Origin of the sequence: Nocardiopsis protaetiae, from assembly GCF_045446735.1 — a bacterium.
GTDB lineage: Bacteria > Actinomycetota > Actinomycetes > Streptosporangiales > Streptosporangiaceae > Nocardiopsis > Nocardiopsis protaetiae.
Map to the genome: position 1 here is coordinate 1 of NZ_JBJJBV010000442.1, position 3,460 is coordinate 3,460.

Genomic DNA, 3,460 nt, shown 5'->3' on the forward strand with positions numbered 1-3,460 from the left:
GCGGGCATGAGATCCACAGCGCGCACGGGAACGGCGACAGTGCCCCTGACGGCCGCCGCGGCGGTGGCGGCCCTGGCGGCCGCCTGCGGGGCCGACGGCGCGGCGGGCGGCGCGAGCCCCCGGGCCGAGGGCACCTCGGACACGGCCGAGGCGGTCGTGGGGGAGCCCCGCGTCCACGCCACCGGCCTGGAGGTCCCCTGGGGGATCGCCGTGCTGCCGGACGGCTCGGTGCTGGTCGCCGAGCGGGACACCGCCGAGGTGGTCCGGGTGGCCGCGGACGGCACCACCGAGTCGGTGGGCACCGTGGACGGGGTGTCCCCCGGCGGCGAGGGCGGCCTGCTGGGGCTGGCCGTCGACCCCGCCTTCCCCAACGAGCCCTACGTGTACGTCTACTTCACCTCCGCGTCCGACAACCGGATCGCGCGCCTGGAGTACGACCCGCAGGAGGGCCTGACCGGGCAGGAGACCCTGCTCGACGGCATCCCCGCGGCGGGCAACCACAACGGCGGCCGGATCGCGTTCGGCCCCGACGGGTTCCTGTACGTCGGCACCGGCGACGCCGGGGACCCGGCGCTGTCCCAGGACCGGGACTCGCTGGGCGGCAAGATCCTGCGGATCACCGCGGAGGGCGAGGCCGCCGAGGGCAACCCCTTCGACAACCGCACCTACAGCTACGGGCACCGCAACGTCCAGGGCCTGGCCTGGGACGAGGACGGGCGGCTGTACGCCACGGAGTTCGGGCAGAACGAGTGGGACGAGGTCAACCTCATCGAGCCGGGCGGCAACTACGGCTGGCCCGAGGTGGAGGGCGAGGGCGGCGGGGACGGGTACACCGACCCGCTGGTCACCTGGACCACCGCGGAGGCCTCGCCCAGCGGGGCCGCGGTGGCGGACGGCTCCCTGTGGGTGGCCTCCCTGCGCGGCGCCCGGCTGTGGGAGGTCCCGCTCACCGGGGACGGCGGCGTCGGGGAGCCGACGGCGCACTTCACCGGCGACCACGGGCGGCTGCGCACGGTGCTGGTCACCTCCGAGGGCGATTCCCTGTGGCTGTCCACCAGCAACCGCGACGGCCGGGGCGATCCGGCCGAAGAGGACGATCGGCTGTTCCTGGTGCCCTTGGGGTGAGCCGCCGGGATACCGGACACAGGTGACACGCGGGGCGGATCAACCCCGGTGCACACTCTCCGTGTGATTACTCTAAGTAGTAATTAACTGCGGAGGGTGAGCTATGTCCGTGTTCCCGAGAGGGTCGCGACGACCCGGCACCGGGCGGGGGCCGCTGTCGACGGCCGTCGCCATGACAGCGGTCTTCGCGCTGGTCGCGGTGGCGTCCGGTCCCGCGTCGGCCCAGCCTGCCGACGCCACGGTCGTCGTGAACGTCGGCGGTATCCGGGAGGGCGACTCCCCCGGCACGGTGGACGGGGTGGTCCTGGGACTGTTCGAGGACCAGGACGGTGACGCACCGGCGGTCGCCCAGTGCACGTCCACCGGCGGCACCTGCACCTTCACCGTTACCGGCGCCACCGGACAGCGGTACTGGGTCAAGGAGGTCTCCGCCCCGGGCGGCTGGTTCTCCAACCCCGCGCTGCGCACCGGCCAGGGCACCGGCGCCGACTCGCAGGCCGACCCCTACGCCTTCCGGACGCCCGCCCTCACCGGAGGGCAGACCTACACCTCCGGCGCGGAGTTCATGGCCGGGGGAGGTGACACCGACCGGAACGCCTCCGGGGGACACTGGCAGCTCTCCCTCGATAACGCCCTGCTCCCGCAGCGGTGCGGCTTGGATGTCGGCCTGCTGCTGGACACCTCCGGCTCCGTGGCCGAGGAGATCGACGAGCTGAAGCAGGCGGCCGACACCATCACGGACTCCCTGGTGGGGACCCCGTCGCGGATGGCCGTCTTCTCCTTCTCCAGCTCCTCCCCGGCGACCCAGGGGGAGAACCACCCGGACCTGGTGCCCGTCGCCACCACCGACCAGGCCGCCGAGTTCAAGGAGCTGTACCAGGGCTGGGGCGCCGACGGCGGCACCAACTGGGACGTCGCCCTCGAAACGGTGGCCACCGCCGCCGACCACTACGACCTCGTCCTGATGATCACCGACGGCAACCCCACCTTCCACCGGGAGCCCCCGCAGGGGCCGGGGTACTTCACCCGCTTCCGTGAGATGGAGGAGGCGGTCTTCTCCGCCAACCTGCTCAAGGACAAGGGATCCCGCCTGGTCGCCGCCGGTGTCGGCGACGGCATCGACACCCAGACCGAGCTGAACCTGCGCGCGGTCACCGGCCCGGTGAAGTTCGACGGGTCGAACATGCTGGACGCCGACTACCTCCACACCGACGACTTCGCCGCCGTCGGCGAGGCCATCCGCGAGATGGTCGACCAGATGTGCTCGGGCAGCCTGTCGGTGACCAAGATGATCGTCCCGGAGGAGAACGAGGGCGACGACACCACCGGCGCGGTCCCGGCCGGGCCGGGCTGGACCTTCACCGCCGAGACCGGGACGGACGGCGTCACCGTCGACCCCGCCGAGGCGACCACCGCCGACGACGGCACCGGAACGGTGAACTTCGCCCTCACCTACCCGCAGGGCACCGAGTCCGCCGTCGTCCAGGTGACCGAGCGGCAGCAGGACGGCTACCGGCTGGTGCCCCAGGACGGCGAGACCGCCGTGTGCCAGGTGCGCGACGGCGGGGGATACGGGGACTCCGTCGACGTCGAGGGCCGCGACGGTGAGGACCCCGCCTTCGCGGTGACCGTCCCCGCCAGCGGTTCCGTGCACTGCACCGTCTACAACCAGCCCGTTCCCGAGGACACCCTGCTGACGCTGGTCAAGAAGGTGGACAACACCGGCGGCGGCACGGCCGTCCCCGGGGACTGGACGCTGACGGCGACCGGCCCGGAGGGGTCCATCAGCGGGCCCAGCGGCGACCCGGCGGTGACCGGGACCGAGGTCGCCCCCGGGACCTACGAGCTGAACGAGGGCGCCGGGCCCGACGGGTACACGGCGGGCGCGTGGAGCTGCCGCGCCGAGGGCTCGAAGGAGGAGCTGGCCGACGTCGACGTGGTGGACGTCCCCCGGGGCGACCACGTGACCTGCAAGGTGGTCAACACCTTCAAGGGTCAGCCGTCGTCCAGCCCCAGCCCGTCACCGTCGCCCAGCCCGAGCCCCAGTCCGTCGCCGAGCCCCAGTGACGAGCCGAGCCCGTCGTCCAGCCCGAGCGAACCGGCCCCGCGGCCGTCCGCCCCGGACAAGGGCAGGCTGCCGGCCACCGGAGCGTCCGTGCTCGGAGCCGTCGCCGCCGCCGCGCTGCTGATCGCGGCGGGGACGATCTCCCTGGCCCTGGTCCGCAGAAGGCCGCGGGCCGACGGCTAGCCCGACAGTGCTAGCCCAGAATGGGGACGGGGCTCCGCGCTCTCCTGCGGGACCCCGTCCCCTCCCGGCCGGCGGTGCGCTCGTACG

2 protein-coding genes are annotated in these 3,460 nt (G+C 73.4%); both read left to right on the plus strand.

Annotation, left to right across the window (positions count from 1 at the left end; genetic code table 11):
* The first annotated feature begins 6 nt into the window (after positions 1-6).
* A complete protein-coding gene (locus ACJOT3_RS33540) occupies positions 7-1,125 on the plus strand; it encodes a PQQ-dependent sugar dehydrogenase (RefSeq protein WP_406977153.1) in 1,119 nt (372 codons plus the stop codon).
* A 172-nt stretch (positions 1,126-1,297) separates the two neighbouring features.
* Positions 1,298-3,373, plus strand: coding sequence for a hypothetical protein (locus ACJOT3_RS33545; RefSeq protein WP_406977152.1), 2,076 nt, complete (start codon positions 1,298-1,300; stop codon positions 3,371-3,373).
* The last annotated feature ends 87 nt before the right edge of the window (positions 3,374-3,460 follow it).

What these genes read in the sequence shown, in the direction of transcription:
- ACJOT3_RS33540 (WP_406977153.1), top strand. Translation starts at nt 7, where the DNA reads ATGAGATCCACAGCGCGCACGGGAACGGCGACAGTGCCCCTGACGGCC.
- ACJOT3_RS33545 (WP_406977152.1), top strand. Translation starts at nt 1,298, where the DNA reads ATGACAGCGGTCTTCGCGCTGGTCGCGGTGGCGTCCGGTCCCGCGTCG.